Below are 15,497 nucleotides of genomic sequence, written 5' to 3'. Positions count from 1 at the left end.
CATTCTTGCGAAGGCTTGTTTGAGACATCGTCGATCCATCCTTCTGTTAGGGCGGCGCGGCTTCAATAAAACTGCACTGCCCTGATCACCACCACCTCTTCAGAGTATGCTTATCTAGTAGAGACACAAAGCCGCTCTTTATTTCATCCTCTTCAATTATCATCTCGCTTCGAGTTTAGAGCAGCATCGATGGAGTGTGGGTGAAGGCATACCTCTTGCGTCTTTTCCATATGCATTCCTTTGTCTTCCTCACTACCGCTTGCCCCTCGTTTACCTATTGTATGACTGTTTTTGGCGCCCAGCCTCCCCCAACCTCTCCCTACCCTCCCCGGTGCTCCCACTCCCCATCAGATACACTCGCACTTAACGGAAAAATATCATGGTGCATCCTTTTGCAGAATAGCGCCACTAGAGGTGAAAACTATGGGTCGACGACAACTCGTCATTGAGCAAGCCTCTCGCTACAGAAAGAGGCTTCCCACTCGGGTACGTGTCCATGTTGATGATCAGACACCAGTTGGGCCATGGGTAATGACACTGGCAGCACACTTACACTATCCTCTGGTTGATTCTTTCGGAACTCCAATCACATACCACTTGCGGTGCGTCTCGCGAAAAGGCCTCCTGCTGCCGTCAGGCCGCTTTGCCGATGTCGAGTTTCCTTCTGGGAGCCATTTCGTCCTGGAACCTGAGACCTATCACACAGAAGAGATGCCAGCTACCACGTTTGACCAGCACCATTCCACACCTCAAGCAGACTCCACCTTGCGGATTTCGCGACGACTAATCATCAGGAGTTGTATGCTTGCAGGCATGAGCCTGTTTGGGCTGGGTTCGGGGTAACAACCGCCTTTGCCCAACGCCTCCTAACGCAAAAGGTCAGCCTTCCAACTCACAAGCAGTTAACACCAGCCCCCTTTGGCATTTCCGCCCAGGCTATCTTCACCCAGCATCAACAGACTGTTAAAGCGCTCACCTGGTCTCCTGATGAGCAGATGCTCGCCAGCGGAGGCAATGATCACCTCACGCTGGTCTGGCAACTGGATGGCACGCTCCTGCGCACCCATATGCTTGATGCACATGTACGCGCCCTTGCCTGGTCGCCCAATGGCCTTCAGCTTGTAGCAGGAGCCGGCACGACAGTTACCTTCTTTGACGCGCATACAGGCACGCAACTCGCCAGGAATACTGAGCACCATACGGATGTGGTGACTGCGCTTGGATGGGTCCAGGGGCCATCTGGGCTCTTGCATGCCGTATCCGCCGGGGCAGATAAGAAAGCGATTGTCTGGAATGGGCAATCTCATCAACCAGAAAGAACCTTTCGGCGGCATACCGCAGCAATTGAAGCACTCACAACATTACAAGGCACAGTCGTGACCGCATCGCAGGGTGGGGTCGCTCGGGTCTGGAATGCGACGAGTGGACAAGAGATCCATGGGTATTACTTTGATACACAGCAAACCCTCAGAGCGGTCGCTTTCTCGTCTGGAGGCGCCCTTGCAACGGGAAGTGACGATGGCCTCATTCATCTGTGGAGTGATGGACGCACCTGCATACGCCAGGTGCAAGATGCCTTCGGGATGCATTGTGTCGATACACCAATACGCCTGCAAGGGCACACACATCCAGTACAGGCGCTTGCGTTCTCACCTGATGGCACGCTCCTTGCGTCGGGAGGAGAGGATAGACACCTCATCATCTGGTCGATACCAAAGAAAACTCCACTCCTGATACAAAAGCAGCAAGAGGGACTCACAGCACTTGCGTGGTCCCCATCGGGTCAGGTGCTTGCCGAAGCCGTGGGAACACGCGTCATGCTCTGGCGCATTCACCAGTAAACAAGCAGAAAGGAAAATCACCTTGATGCGTACATTTGCACGCGACCTGTTTCTGTCTCAAAACCTCATGCCAGGCAACACAGTATCGAAGATAAAACAAGGCGTGGAACAGGAACATTTCTCCAGGGCCTATCAACCTATTATTGGTATTCCGATCCCGATTCAGCAAACCGCTCAAGGTCCCCTTATGCTTGCAGATGCCGTTGGTGCATGGGCAATTGAGCGTATGGGAGGCAGGGTCTTCCTCATTCCGCTCTGGCCGTTTCCACCTCATAAGCACATGTATCACTCACTCTGGCCGCTTGTGCAGTCCATGGATGGCTTGCTTCTGCCTGCCAGCACTCAAGGAGCGCACTGGTCTATCCACTGGCATCAACGTGAAAGCCGTCCAGGACCGCAGATCTGGTCCCTCACCTGGGAGATGGCGCTCATGCAACTGGCAACCTTCATTGGCATGCCCATTCTTGCCATCGCCGATGGAGCGGAAAAATGGAATGTGGCTCTGGGTGGAATGATACAAGAGGTGCCAGCCAGCGTATCGCCCCAGAACCCACTCCACTTGAGAACTGGGAACGCCATATGATCCGTGTCCGCAGTCAAAGCCGCCTCGCCTCCTATCTTCAACCAGCCGTACGGGCACAGGAGGGCGAACCAGAGCCGTGGAGGTTGTCCTTTATGCCCCATCAAGCAATAGAGACTGTGGCACCGGGTTTACATCCCTGTGCACAGTCCAATGCAACCTCAACCACCGCCTTCGAGCGCACTGATGCCACCTTTGGACTGGGCATACTCGGTCGCCTGGACTGGGGGCTAGATCAGACATACGGGAGAGTCCTCTTTGAGGCCTTTGTGCAGGCTTGCCATGCCTTTGTGCAGGCGCGGCAGCAAGATAGAGCGTGGGAAGCTGCACGCGATACGATCTGTGCGGCCATCAATGAGCAGGTAACCCACAATCATCCTCTCTTATTAGCCCCTCAACTCCACCTGCAACAACAATCGCAAGAACTGCATCCGCCAGCCCAGCATAATGCCGCTATGCACGCCTCAACAATCCTCGCTTCAGTCCCACATAACATAGCAAGGCTTCAAGAACGCTTTCATGTGCGCCCACATCCACCGACGAAAGAAGAGTTAAATAAATTTCGCAGGCAACGCTTGAAGCTAGCATCCAGGTAAGGATCAGACGCAAAGCAGGTCAGCGCGGAGGTTGTCTCATGCCAACACATTCGTTTGGCTGCTTGCTGACGTCATAGGATTGCAGAAAAAGAAGGCAGGTATGCTCAATGTATGTCACCAAAATTCCCGTCACCATGCTCTCTGGCTTCGCCCCTCCACAAAGGCAACCAGCACACCCTCGCTGGTTTACAGGTTGGTCGCGCAGACACATGCGCCTCTGGGGCTATAGTGCATTCCTCTGCATGAGCCTGCTCTCAGCTTCCTTTTTCCCCATTGCCAAACCGGTGCTTGATCGGATGGATAGTGCTATCTTTGTTGCTATCCAAATGGGCTGGCTTGTACCTCCTGCCATAGTCTTGCTCCTCTGGTCTCGGCACCACATAACCCGCGCAGTTATCCTGCATGGCATTGCACTTGGCAGTTGTATGGGCGTCGGACTTCTCTGCCTGACGCTAGCTATGGCTTCCACCAGTATCACAGAAACCGCCATGTTTTCATGTATGAATGGTATCCTTGTGGTGCTTGTCTCATGGCTGGTGTTTCGCCAACGTGTGCAGCGCCTGACCTGGTTCGCCTGCCTCTTTTCGATAGCAGGCATCCTACTCCTACTCTCTATCTCAGAGATGCACTGGCAAGGAGACCTGCTTGCCTTCCTTGGAGGACTCCTGCTCACAGGCTGCTCATTTCTCCTCGAAAAGTGGTGCCTACCATCTCCAGACAGGCAACCTCTCTCGCGGCAAGCGATATTAGGCATTCAATGCCTGACAATGGCTGGGGAAATGCTCCTGTACGCGCTGCTCTTTGGAGACTGGCAATCACTCCAGTTCGCCTACCCTTCCGATCTGTTCGCCTTTACTTATATCAGCCTGATCACCACGCTTGCCCCCATGGCAACCATGATCGTCATGAGGCGCTATGTCAATGGAGTAACGCTCACATTTCTTTCTACTATAGAGCCAATCGCAGGGGCAATTGTGGCATTTTTCTTTGTCCATGAACGCTTCCCACCTTTGGCCTATCTTGGAGCCGCACTCGCCGTAGGAAGCATGCTCCTGCAAGCGCTTGCCAGCCGTGCCGACAGATCATCGGCACCTTCCAGCAGTGCTGTTTCGCCACAAGCGCCTTTTCAAGCTCTCTATGCACAGACAAGGGGGCGAATTCATCTCAGGAGGAGATTCCCAATGGGAAGACGCGCTCATCTTGTGCTCACCTCCCTCTGGTCAAAACCTCGTGGGGCAGACTTCATCACTCTCCAGCGCGCCACAGGGATCCCTTGTGGATGCCTTCATCGCCTGCTCACCTCTCTACAAAAGCAAGGATATATCATGCGTTCTCGCAGTTCACACAAACTAAGTCGTTACATGCTCCACCCCGCATACAGATGAAGCTGGGTGCGGCAAGTTTTTTTGCGTATAACTCATCCAGGGAAATGGAGAATGGGACAATGGGAGGAAGCGGCGCGCGCAGGAAGAAAAAGAGAGATGATGGATCTCTCTTCTCTCATTGGGAAGCCCCTCAAGAGGCTGTTATGGGGAGCGTGTGCTCTTCGGTGCCAGCTTCGCCCCTTGTCTTTTCTGACAAAGCTTGACAGATTTTACGGCTTCTATATAAACTGCCAGCTTGCGTAGCACTACCCCAACAAGCATTGTGCCGTTTTGAAAAATGGCTGACCAAGCTCACTTGAGCCGTAGGCATAAATATACAAACCAGTTGATACGCGCTCGATAAAGCCCCATTCCCAAATAGTAGCTTCATCGAGGCCAGATTCCTTGGCAAGAAGCTCACAATATTCGTAGGCTAAAGTAAGAGGATCGGCTGCTGCAAGCAACTCCTCATTCCAATCCCGCATGACCACCCCAAGGTCATATTCTGGCTCGCAGAGGAAGCCCTCTGAATCAACAAAGACATAGCCCAACTCAGCTCCAGCACGTGGGGCAAGCACCTGAAGCGCGTTCGCCGGATGAGGGTCTCCGTGTACGACGACGCATCGTTCACGATCATAAGCATCCATGCGCCGACGTGCAAACTCCAAGGCTTGAGAGACAATTTTCTCAGAGCATGGCCGTTCAAGTTTGACCCATAGCTCGCTTATGAGCTGAGCCAATGTCTGCGCTTTATACTCCGAGGCTTTCATAGTCTGATCCGCACCAGATGGTACGAGCCATGCTTGTTTCAGTACCTGGCACAACAATCTTATTGCCTGCTTAGGTTCCAATTTACTTTCTTGTATAGATAATCCAAGCTGCTCGAGAAGCAAGGCGCGTCGCTCATAGTCAAACTGTAACACTTGGACATAACCGTGCCCATTCGCACGGATAAGAGTATCTATCTCTTGCTGAAAGCCAGAAGATCCGGGCTGGCTCGGCATACCTATCTTTATGACCGCATTTCCGCTCGCAGTTTTTACTGGAGCTACGTATGCCGAAGATCCCCCGGATAGCGGTTGGCCAATGCGAAGCTCCCATTCTCGCTCAAATTCGGCAATAAGGCCGGGGAGATCTTTGAGCCACTGTCTTGTCTGGGAGCTTGATTGCTCGGCCCTCAGCCGAACGCGTTCAGGCACAACAATACTGCGTCTATGATCAGTTCTCTCCATGAAGACAGTGTATCATGTGGCTTGTCTGTTGCCCAGGTTATAAAGCTAGCCTTGAATTGGTGACACAATTTTTGAGTATGAATCTACTGTAGGAGGTCAGCCTCACATAATCAATCCGTTATCCAAAACCTAGACAAATAGGACAGTACCTATTGATGTTTGGTTCCTGCTTCAGCCACCATTGCTTGATGTCTCAAGTCTGACATGATGTCCACAGGCGTCTCACTTCCCGTGTAACTCACGATAGTTCTCATGTTCTGCGAGCCGTGCGAGGTTCTTTGCAGCATTCGAGTCTCGATCAGCGACATAGCCACAGTCCTCGCACACAAACACACGCTCATTCAAACCGAGCGTTTCGCGCACTGTGCCACAGCAGCTACAGGTCTTCGACGACGGCTCCCAGCGTGACACGATGACGACCCGCACACCTACAGAGGCTGCCTTGTACTCAATCTGCCGTCTGAACTCGTACATGCCCACATCGGCGATCGCTCGGCTTAACGTGCGATTTTTGAGCATGCCAGAAATGTTGAGGTCTTCAAGCACGATGCATGCTGGACGCTCGCTCTCTGGCTTGGTTCTCGCCACGAGCGTGCTTGTGACTTTCTGGAGGGCGTCTTGGCGGACATGGGCAATGCGTGCGTGCAACTTTCTCAGTCGCTGCGCTGCTTTTTTTCGGTTGTGAGAGCCTTTGTGCGTGCGGGAATGGCGGCGTGAGGCACGTCGTAACGCCGCGATCTTCTTTCTCAGTGCCTTGGGATTGGCGAAGGCCCGTCCATCGGAGGTTACCGCCAGCGTCTTGATGCCAAGATCGACGCCAATGACCGGACCTGTCGCAGGAGCGGGATCGTCTTGCTCTGAGGGCACAGCAAGGGACACATACCAACGACCCGCCTTTTCCGAGAGGGTCGCACTCTTCACGGTGATGTTCATGGGCAGGTAGTTGTGCTCTTTCAAGCGCAAGAGACCCAGACGAGGAAGCTGAATGGCATCAGGAGAGACCCGAATGGAACCCGTAAAGCGTGCCCCACCAATGGCTTTTTTGCGTGATTTGAAGCAGGGATAGCCACATTTTCCCTTCCAGGTGCCCGCTTTCTTGAGGCGACACTTGCGGAAGAAATGTTTGAAGGCAGTGTCCAGGTCGCGCAGTCCCTCCTGAAAGGCACACTTGCTCACCTGATACATCCAGGGCTCAGATGCCTTGAGGGCATTGATCTCGCGATGCAGATCGATGGCCGTGGGCACGTTCAACCCAGCCTTGTAGGCTTCCTGTTTACGACGAAGGCCATAGTTATACGCCCAGCGAGCGGCCCCGGCATGTTTGTGGCATAACGTTCGTTGGGTATTGTTGAGGTCAAGTTCGACTCGATAGCCACGTGTCATGGGTATTTCGCCCCTTTGCATCGAAAGTGGAACAAATATACCAGAAAATCATCGCTTTGGCAAGAAGGCAGAGCCAAATATATATTTGCATATAATTGGCTACATATGTCTAGAGACTATAAAACTCGATATACCCCCACAAGAAAATTCTCAGCGCATGAACGCAGTTTGCAGCAGTGGCTTGCTTCCCAGGACGCCGCCTCACGCAAAAAACCTTGCCGCACCCGATGAAGCTTCCCCAAAAAAGCATACAATACATCTTCACCAATCATCGTCCTTATCAACTCAACAATAGATAAGAAGGTAGTACCTTTCTATAGAAATTGCAAGAAAACATGATGATGCCAATAAAATCATCTATGATCTCCTATGAAATGCTCATAACAACAGGTACACCCAAAGCAGAGAAGCAAAACTATGGGAAGAAGTGCCTTTTTGTAAGCATATTTTGGAGTAAAAGAGTATGCGTAAACAACTCATTCGTTGGATTTCACCGCTGCTTATTTTGGCAGTCATTGTTGCCGCAGTGGTCATCGGTTCAGTTATGGTCACAGTCACTCACGCTGCTGGAGTAAATGCCCCACATCATCCAGCAACAGAGCAGACTACACCAACACCACAAAGCCCAACTATACATCCCGATCACTATTGGTTCGACTGAAAATAGTATCGTAAGAAAAAGGGAGGTTCCACGGAGCAATCAATTTCTTGCTTAAGATTGCTCCGCTCCTATTTCATCACAGATTGTAACCACAAAGTTACTTCAACAGCACTTCCATGACCCATAGCTTCTAGTTCCTGTTCACATTGTGTACCAAGTCTATATGCTTCTGACATCCTCCCTTGAATGGCAGCAACACGTGCCAGTCCATAGCGGGCAAGGATATTGAGCTCTTGGTCTTCAGTAGGTACGATGCTTATCATTTCGCCAAAAGCTAACTGCGCTTTCGCTAAGCATTGCTGTTCAAGCTGAACATTACCATATTCATATAATGCCTTGGCTATAACTTGTGTACGACCAATCTGACGTGCTAAAGTCAGGGCCTCGTTTAAATAGTTTTCAGCCAATTGAAGTTGACGTTGCACAACTGCTGTCTGACCTAGATTGAGAAGCAGAATACTGATCCACTCTCGATGCCCGATACGACGTGCAACTGTAAGTCCCTCCTGGAAATAGATTTCTGCTTGAACGTAGTGCCCAAGCTCCATTTCAGAAGCCCCAAGATTGGCTAGCAAAGCACTGATACGTTGGCTATGGCCAATTTGACGTGCTAACTCTAATCCCTCTCGAAAATACTGAGCCGCCTTAGAATGATTCCCCTGTTGACCAGCAGTTACCCCAAGATTCATAAGTAAAGTGACAGCTGTTTGTTCATAGTCTTCAAGCTGAAGCACAATTTGAAGACCTTCCTGGAAATAGGCTTCTGCTTGGGAATACTTGCCGCGCAAGCTAGATACAGGGCCCAGTTCTTTCAGAAGACTACCCATAAGCTTCTTATCATTACATTTCCGTGCAATATCGAGTCCTTCTTCTAAATATGCTTCTGCTTGAGCGTAGTTGCCTACTTTCCAAGCTATGCTACCAAGATCACGAAGAAAAGCGCTCACTTGTTCAAGGTCGTGAAACTGGCGGGCCAGAGCTATGCCTTGCTGAAAAATAGCTTCAGCCTGGTTAAACTTGCCCTGTTGCTGGAGGATCTGGCCCATGGAGAGGTAAATCGTGGTGAGAACACTTTGATTATTCAAACGTGTTGCAACCTGCTCGGCACGTAAAAGATACTGTTCAGCCTGTGCATAGTATCCACGTACCTGGCAATACGGAACGAAGGCAATTACAGCACGCACCAGTTCCGATTGCATGTTCAGCGCATCGGCTTGCTTAAGCGCAATAGCGATCACCGCGCGTTCCTGTTCGAGGATATCGTAAGAATTGCTTTGGCTTTCGAGCAGCGATACAACATAGGTCACAAGGGTATGATACGCAGCATCCGCACCTGAGGTCACAAGCAACCGGTCATAGGCATAATCGCGAATCGTCTGATGGAGTGTATAGCGATTGGTTCCATGGCTTTCCAAAATTCCTGAATCCACCAGAGTATCAAGCACCTCCACCTGACACGAGGTCACAGCGAGCGCTACCTCCTCAGAGAAACTCTCCGGCTTCGAGGGAAGAATAGAGAGCGTATAGAAAGCGGCACGGGTTGGCTCATCGAACTGCTGATCAGTCATGGCAATGACGGATTGGAGTGATTGATGTGAATGCCGATTGGGCTGAGCCTGTGCCTTGTCTGCATCGGTGGATACGGACAGGTGGAGACGTTCCTTCGCGCTTTCAAGACGTTGCAATGCCTCTGTGATCCGACGCGGTTGCCCGCTTTCCGCTTGCTTGCGGACATAATTCCCGATGAGCGTCAGCGCCAGAGGGAGCCCTCCAACCGCCTGAATAAGCTCATTCGCCTTCTCTGGCTCCCGCTCAATCACCTGTGGTGCCAGGACTTGCAACAGGACCATGCTCTCCTGTTCACCCAACTCGTCAACGTGTATCACGCCATCGACAGACACGCTGGTTGCGATTTCGGGGAAACGGGTTGTCATCACATAGGCACAATGTGGGCCACCTACTTTCAGAGCAAGCACATCCTCCACACGCCACACATCATCAATAATGAGTAAGAGAGAACGAGTACCAATAACGTTATGAAGCGCTCGGGCACGAGCATCATTGCCATCGAGCGATGAGAGTTGTGTCGCAGAAAGGCCAAGCAGTTCCCCCCAGCGATTGAGAAGGCCGGTCATATCTGGATGCGGTCCCAGAGCCGCCCAAAGAATACCATCACAAAATCGTGCGCGAATGGTATGAACATGAGCAAGCGCTTGCGCAAGTGACGTCTTGCCGATGCCGGGCAGGCCATGGAGTGCAATCATTTCTCCTTGATGACCAGTACACACCATGTTCCTGATGCGTGCAAGCACCTCCTCACGGCCAACTAGCTGCGCACCAGAGGCAGCAGGAATCACAGGATCAATGGCTGCCTGTACGTCTGGCTCCCTCGTGGGAAACGTAGAAGGCATGGTCGGGACATGATCCGCCCTCACCACATGATCCTCGGGAGGAGATTCGTTCGCGTCGGTAACTGGAAAGGACGCTCGAACCAGTTCTAACTCCTGGGAAGTTTTTCCAAATAGTCGGCAAAGCTTGCGACAAAAATAGGGGCTGGGTGTGGTAATGCCTCGCTCCCAGCGACTCACATTCACGTGTGTTGTCCCCAGTCGTTCGGCCACGTCTTGCTGAGAGAGCGCGCGCGCACGTCGGGCTTCCGTCAGCTTGAGGCGCGGTTGTGGCTCCATTTTTCCACGATGTTCCATAAATCACCACCTTCTTGGGCAAACTATGCAAGCTGAGCAAGCCACTGTTGGACCTTGCCTGTCCACCCATGCCCCATATGCGCAAAGAGGCGAAGACTTTGCTCCGCGTGCTGGCGTGCGCTTTCCAGGTCTCCAAGAGCACGACAGGAGCGTGCATAGCCGAAATGCGTCAATGCCATCATTTCCTGATCGGTTCTACTTTCATCGAGCGCATTTTGAAAGAGGGCACTGGCATCATGCACCCGTCCTTGAGCCAGGGCAATATCTCCAAGCTCACACAAGGCATTACAGACGATACGGTAACTCTTTACTTCTTTGCCCAAAGACAGGCTCTGTTGAAGCCACTCATCTGCCTGAACATAGATCCCCTGTTTGCGCCTTACGCTCCCAAGGGTCAGGAGTAACACTCCCTGCCATTCACGAACCCCAATGTCTGTTGCAATAGTGAGCCCTTCTTGCAGATACGCTTCCGCAAGCTGAAGCGCCTGTGGTGTTTCACGCTGACAATAGAGTTCTCCCAGGTTGACCAGCAGGACACATTGCGTTTCACGCGCATTGGTCTTCCTGGCCAGCAGTAACCCTTCCATCAGTGCTTTTTCGGCCTTCTCTCCCTCTCCAATGGATCCCAGATTGACGCCAATATTGATATATAACGAGCTGGCCAGGTGCTGATCTCCCAGTTCGCGTGCAAGCTGAAGCGCGTCCTCAAGATATTGAGCCGCCTGCTCGTACCGACCCTCATAATCAGCGACCGCACCCAGTGTCTTTAAAATCCTGCCCACAGTGTGCGGATCACCGCATTGCCGTGCCAGGGTAAGCGCTTCATCAAGAGCCTCTTCCGCCTGCTGATACTGACCCATTTTCACATAGATCCAACCAAGCTCACTGAGGCATTGGCTCATGCTCCTTTTGTCTTCTTCCTGCCTGGCCAATGCCAACGCCTGAACAAAGGCAGTCTGAGCCTCATCATATCTGCCTTGTGGTCGTAAGACACATCCTAGATCAAAAAAGAGCGTGATCAGTGTTTCCTGGTCTTGCGGAAGAAGCTGAAGCGCATGATGGAGATAGCGCTCCATGGCACGATACGCCCCGATAGTGAAGAAATACGTAAACGATGCCAGCAGGATCTGAAGAAATTCCGTATGCAGGAGCAGCGTCATCGCGAGATCGAGCGCGACACCAATAAGTGCCTGCTCTTGCTGACATTTGCTCTGATCAGGGTGTGGCAAGACCACCTTCTTCACCACATACGCCACCAACCGTCGAGCGGGTGCAGCAGTATCAGGACGCTTTTCCCGTTGATAGGAGGCATAATCATGGATGGTTTGGTGCATTTGCAGGCGATCTCCAAAGACAGGCGTCAGCAGCCCGGCATCGATGAGCGCGTCGATATGCTCAACATCACAGCCAGCGACCGCAAGCGCAGCTTCTTCGGAAAAACTGTTGGGCTTTGCAGGAAAAAGCGAGAGGGCATAGAGGGCGCCACGAGACGCTTCACTCAATTGCTGATCTGAGACTGCGATGATCTGAGAGAGAGAGACGGTATTAGATGAGAGGCTGGTATGCACTTCCACAGGACCTCGAAGTTCACTGAGATGCAACCGGGTCTCCACATTCTCAAGTTGCTCTAACGCACTACTGATCCGTCGAAGCTGGCGACCGGAGGAGCGGTGGCGAAGATAATTGCCAATGAGCGTGAGGGCAAGTGGCAGCCCGCCAACCGCACGAATCAGTTGCTGGATTCTTTGCTTCTCTTGCTCAACCATGACCGGTGCCAGAAAGCGCAAGAGCGCAAGGCTCTCCTCTTCAGAAAATTCTTCAAGTGTGATCGCATTCTCAAAGGCCAGGAAATTCGCCACTTCGGGAAAGCGCGTGGTGAGCAGGTACGCGCAGTTAGGACCTCCAATTTTCAGCGCCGTGGCATCGGCCAGGCTCCAGGCATCATCAATAACCAGGAGCAGGGAGCGCAGCCCAATTGCGTTACGGATCGTGCGTACCCATGCACCCTGCTCGTTAGCTGCATCCATCTCAGATGGAGAGAGACCAAGAAGCGTTCCCCAGTGATACAGGAGAGCAGGGATATTGGCGTGGGGTCCAAGCCCTGCCCACAAAATGCCATCGCGAAAGGAGGCCTGTACCTCACGATCATGGGCCAGAGCCACCGAGAGCGCCGTCTTGCCCACTCCGGGAATACCATTGAGCGCAGCCGTCAGGGCTACATTCTTCCCGCGACACAGGCAACGCTTGATATGCAGAAACGCCTCTTCGCGGCCGATAAAATGGGGGAGCGATGGAATCGTGGGGTCAAAGAGAAACGCAGCATGGGTGTTTGTGGCAGGAACCTCATCTTCAGCAAGAAGCAAGTCGTGCTCTGAGAGCGAAAAGAGCGCACATAACTTACGGCGCACATAGGGATGAGGAGTCGCTTCTCCTCGTTCCCACCGCCCTACGGTCAGCTTGGTCACCCCTAACTGGTCTGCAACCTGCTGTTGCGTTAGATGCTGTTCTTCACGGGCCAGCGTCAGCTTCCTCCGCTGGCGAGGAGCCTTCTCTGCCGACATCTTTTCTATCCTATAATAGCAAGCACGTGTTCCCATCCATAGTCATACGATGACGCTATCTACAACAAAAGATGCCAAGAAACCTTTTTTACCACTATACAACAAATATGCAGCCTGGTAAAGGATGCCTCAGAAGGCACGTGATAAAAGCAGCTATACAGCGGTGAGGTTCTATCTTACTTTTGGTGAGAGCTGGGCGTATCCGATGTGCTCATTCTTCACCAGCGTTCTTCATCTTTTGATGGTGGATTGGTCTCAAAGCAGATCTGAACCCGAAGCAATAGAGCATTGCGGGTCAAAAAAGGGTGTAGATGCACTGGAAACAAAGGTTTCAACATAGGTGATTCGAAAACCTGCTTTCAGCAGCGGTGCCAGGGAAGGGTGCGGACCAGGAACATCAATGCGCAAAATATCCGCCCGTTGACGTGCCCAATCAACCGCTGCCAGCACACAGCGTACAGCGTCAGTTGGTGTCCGCGCGCCGATGGGGCCGAGGGTACATGCCTCGGGAAACCAGAGAGTACCAGCTCCCAAGCGAACATAACCATAGCCGATGGTCGCCCCATTGTGCTGAAACCAGAGTGGAACTGCCCGCTGCTCGCTGACCCAATAGGCGTGATCCTGTGGGCGGTGGCGGCCACTTACCTGAGCATCCCATGCTACTAATTCCGGATCACCTGGATGAGCTTCCACAACCTTCAGATCGGTAGACCATTGTTCACCTGGTATATGTTTCTCCAGACGCAGACAAAAATTGGGCCATTGTGGGCGCATACCTGAGCGAATATAGAGGGCAAGCGCACGCGGATCCGTCGAACTCTGTGTGCAGCGTACGCCATCTGGCGAGGATGGCAGGACAGAGCGCAGGAGCGTCTGTCCGAGGCGAAATGACTGCTGGTCAGGACGCACAAAGAGGTCTGTCAGATAGGTCACCTTGTCGCGTGTTATCGCAGCAGCAAAGGCGAGCACATGGCCGTTATCCTCCGCAACATACACTGTCCCGGTTCGCAAGATATGCGCCAGCATCGTTGGGCGAGCATCAGGCAGAGGAGGGGGAGAAGATTCACCAAGAATTTCATTTTCGTAAAAAATCTCGAATGCCTGGACGAGATCATCTGCATACGCAGGACGAAAAGTAATCATTGAGTCCACTCCTTGGAGAACTTACAAACTGCGTTCTTGCTCTTCTCTCCCTAATTTACCACACGGAGAGCGGATAAGTATCACCCTCCAGCCACATCCCAGTCTGTTTCTCTTGCCCCTCTGGCCGATAATGGGGGGGGTGTTTTCCGTTTGGTATGTGCTTTGAAGCGCTGCACTTCGCTGCTTGGGGAACGAGTCCATGCTCTTCCATATCCAGGACACGCCACAACCGAGACACTACTCTGATTAAGGCGCTGGAGAGCACATGCTTCCATTGGATGCTCATTTTTAGGAACTGTCCCACTTGTAGTGAAAACACATCAGCAACAGCGGTTTGGCTCTTCTTTCTATGCTCAGAAAAAGGAATGAGCACGTTGGATACGCTCAGCCTTCGCCAAAGTGAAACAGAACCTCGCTGGTGGATAAGAAGCAGCAGACGAACCACTTCATTATGATCCTCAGGCCCGAAAATGATACCTCATGATACTGCAAATGATACAGGACGATGTTCCCTTTTCGCTCCCCTCTCAGGCATAGTTGTTATAAGAGAAATCATCTCTTTGAGCAAAGAGGAAGGCATAGGCTATGTCCATTGAGATCTCATCCCCAGGCACGGAACCACAGCCACTCCAACACCCGGGCACACACAACACCATAACGCTTTCGATCATGTGTCTTGAACCTCACGATACCATCGACGTAGTGCTCAATGGTTTACACGGGCATACAGCTCCCGTGCTTCTCGTACTGTCCTCACAAGGCGAGCTATTCCGCCAGGAGAAACATTTTGCCATGCTCCGCCTCTGGATGACCGCCTATGAACCTACCTTTGGGCTCTGCTTTATCTTCCCTTCTCGCCAAACAAGGGAGAGACAGCTGGCAGCGCATTATGGCTTTCGATACGCATCCTCCATCGACGAAGCCATCCAGTGCCTTCTTCAAACACGTTCGCTGGACGACGGTTCTTCTCGACACGCCACCACTACATTTCCTCGCAGTTCTGGTCCCCTTTTACACATGCCCCTTTTTTACACGACACGAAAGCAAGCAAACGCAACTCATTCCTCCCAACACCTACCAGAAAGGGAACAGTCATATCACCTCATCGTGATGCTCGCCATCCTCATTGTAGCAAGTATCCTCCTGCTTCCTCTGCTTTTCCTGTGACGTTCCCCGCGTAAATGCGGAGACCAGACCACTACGCCGTTGCCAACGTTGGCAGCCTTCCGGCCAGAATGTTGATGGCTACGTTTGTAGCCCTGCCCAGTTTGGTGCACACTCGCACGAGTGCTACCATTCGGAGAGATCTTTCGTCTTGACGGTCCCACATCCTGAACACATTTGGCTGGCGTATTTGGGATTGACACTGAAGGCTGCTCGCCCAGCATACCTCTGTCTCAGCCGGCAGTTGCAGCAGCTTGCCGGCATCCC

General features: G+C 52.2%; 11 protein-coding genes and 1 pseudogene. 7 read left to right on the top strand and 5 right to left on the bottom strand.

The features are described 5' to 3' along the window. The first annotated feature begins 423 nt into the window (after positions 1-423). The 5 genes and pseudogenes from K3T82_RS43895 to K3T82_RS43875 all read left to right on the top strand — a co-directional run bounded on the left by K3T82_RS43895 (position 424) and on the right by K3T82_RS43875 (position 4,402). Positions 424-843, top strand: coding sequence for a hypothetical protein (locus tag K3T82_RS43895; RefSeq protein ID WP_220199767.1), 420 nt, complete (start codon positions 424-426; stop codon positions 841-843). Then, positions 798-1,841, top strand: coding sequence for a WD40 repeat domain-containing protein (locus K3T82_RS43890; RefSeq protein ID WP_220199766.1), 1,044 nt, complete (start codon positions 798-800; stop codon positions 1,839-1,841). The genes K3T82_RS43895 and K3T82_RS43890 overlap by 46 nt, the downstream gene beginning before the upstream one ends. Positions 1,842-1,866: 25 nt before the next feature. Next, positions 1,867-2,307 (top strand): annotated as a pseudogene (locus K3T82_RS43885) (hypothetical protein); the annotation flags it as partial. A gap of 23 nt (positions 2,308-2,330) precedes the next feature. Continuing rightward, positions 2,331-3,017, top strand: coding sequence for a type 1 glutamine amidotransferase family protein (locus tag K3T82_RS43880; protein ID WP_220199764.1), 687 nt, complete (start codon positions 2,331-2,333; stop codon positions 3,015-3,017). Between the two features lie 107 nt (positions 3,018-3,124). After that, positions 3,125-4,402: a DMT family transporter gene (locus tag K3T82_RS43875; protein ID WP_220199763.1), complete on the top strand. Its 1,278-nt coding sequence runs from the start codon at positions 3,125-3,127 to the stop codon at positions 4,400-4,402. Positions 4,403-4,647: 245 nt separating this feature from the next. Here the strand turns inward: K3T82_RS43875 and K3T82_RS43870 are convergent, their stop codons facing one another. Next, complete coding sequence (locus K3T82_RS43870) at positions 4,648-5,613, bottom strand: aminoglycoside phosphotransferase family protein (protein ID WP_220199762.1); 966 nt, start codon at positions 5,611-5,613, stop codon at positions 4,648-4,650. A gap of 222 nt (positions 5,614-5,835) precedes the next feature. Beyond that, on the bottom strand, positions 5,836-6,996 hold the full coding sequence (locus K3T82_RS43865) for an RNA-guided endonuclease InsQ/TnpB family protein (RefSeq protein WP_220199761.1): 1,161 nt from the start codon (positions 6,994-6,996) through the stop codon (positions 5,836-5,838). A gap of 463 nt (positions 6,997-7,459) precedes the next feature. Between K3T82_RS43865 and K3T82_RS43860 the strand changes: the two genes are divergently transcribed. Continuing rightward, complete coding sequence (locus tag K3T82_RS43860; RefSeq protein ID WP_220199760.1) at positions 7,460-7,657, top strand: hypothetical protein; 198 nt, start codon at positions 7,460-7,462, stop codon at positions 7,655-7,657. A gap of 68 nt (positions 7,658-7,725) precedes the next feature. On the opposite strand, the gene K3T82_RS43855 is transcribed toward K3T82_RS43860, so the two are convergent. The 3 genes from K3T82_RS43855 to K3T82_RS43845 all read right to left on the bottom strand — a co-directional run bounded on the left by K3T82_RS43855 (position 7,726) and on the right by K3T82_RS43845 (position 14,066). Continuing rightward, a complete protein-coding gene (locus K3T82_RS43855; RefSeq protein WP_220199759.1) occupies positions 7,726-10,362 on the bottom strand; it encodes a tetratricopeptide repeat protein in 2,637 nt (878 codons plus the stop codon). A gap of 23 nt (positions 10,363-10,385) precedes the next feature. Continuing rightward, entirely contained in the window at positions 10,386-12,923 is a 2,538-nt protein-coding gene (locus tag K3T82_RS43850; protein ID WP_220199758.1) for a helix-turn-helix domain-containing protein, read from the bottom strand. A gap of 255 nt (positions 12,924-13,178) precedes the next feature. Continuing rightward, entirely contained in the window at positions 13,179-14,066 is an 888-nt protein-coding gene (locus tag K3T82_RS43845) for a GNAT family N-acetyltransferase (protein ID WP_220199757.1), read from the bottom strand. A gap of 585 nt (positions 14,067-14,651) precedes the next feature. Between K3T82_RS43845 and K3T82_RS43840 the strand changes: the two genes are divergently transcribed. Next, complete coding sequence (locus K3T82_RS43840; protein WP_220199756.1) at positions 14,652-15,233, top strand: hypothetical protein; 582 nt, start codon at positions 14,652-14,654, stop codon at positions 15,231-15,233. The last annotated feature ends 264 nt before the right edge of the window (positions 15,234-15,497 follow it).

Origin of the sequence: Ktedonospora formicarum, assembly GCF_016587355.1 — a bacterium.
Lineage (GTDB): Bacteria > Chloroflexota > Ktedonobacteria > Ktedonobacterales > Ktedonobacteraceae > Ktedonobacter > Ktedonobacter formicarum.
Note: the sequence above shows the minus strand (reverse complement) of the source record. Positions and strands in the feature narration are given on the sequence as shown.